The following is a 744-nucleotide window of genomic DNA, read 5'->3' as shown; positions in this document are numbered from 1 at the left end:
GGTGATGTGGGTGGCCGCGCCCAGGCCTGCGCCGCAATCCAGCTTCAGGGCCGCATCCGCGCCCAGGTTCGGCCGCAGGCCACAGACGCTGCCGTCGGCCTGTGGATACTTCACGTTCTCCAGCGAATACACCGCCGGCACGCCGAAATAGCGCTTGGCATTCTTCGGGAAGTTGAATTCGCTGCGCAGCTTCTTGCGGATCAGCGCCAGCATCGCGTCATGCTCGGTGCGCGAGACATCGCGGATCCGCACCAGGGTGGGGTCGGTACGGCCGCCGGCCGCGCCGACGGTCAGCAACGGCAGCTTGCGGCGGCGGCACCAGGCGATGGTTTCCACCTTCACCCGGAAGCTGTCGCAGGCATCGATCACCAGGTCGAAACCGCGGTCCAGCAGTTCGGCCATGTTGGCCGGGGTCAGGAACGCCTGCACGGCGTCGACCTCGATCTGCGGATTGATCGCCCGGCAGCGCTCGGCCATGGCCTCGGCCTTGTTGCGCCCGTAGTTGCCCTCCAGCGCCGGCAGCTGGCGATTGGTATTGGACACGCAGATGTCATCGGCATCGATCAGGGCCAGATGGCCGACCGCCGAGCGCGCCAGCGCCTCCACCACCCACGAGCCGACGCCGCCCATGCCGACCACGGCGACACGGCTGCCCTGCAGGCGCTCGAGCGCGCCGACGCCATACAGCCGTTCGATGCCGGCGAAGCGTTGTTTGACCTGTTCGTTCATCGGGCTATTTTAGCG

General features: G+C 67.3%; 1 protein-coding gene. It reads right to left on the bottom strand.

The annotated features are described in order from the left end of the window. The coding region (locus DBR20_RS06875; RefSeq protein WP_258223235.1) for a tRNA threonylcarbamoyladenosine dehydratase at nucleotides 1-729 on the bottom strand (729 nt) is incomplete at its 3' end. Nucleotides 730-744: the final 15 nt, after the last annotated feature.

Source organism: Stenotrophomonas sp. HMWF023, assembly GCF_003060985.1.
GTDB lineage: Bacteria > Pseudomonadota > Gammaproteobacteria > Xanthomonadales > Xanthomonadaceae > Stenotrophomonas > Stenotrophomonas lactitubi.
This window is presented reverse-complemented; position numbering and strand designations above follow the sequence as displayed.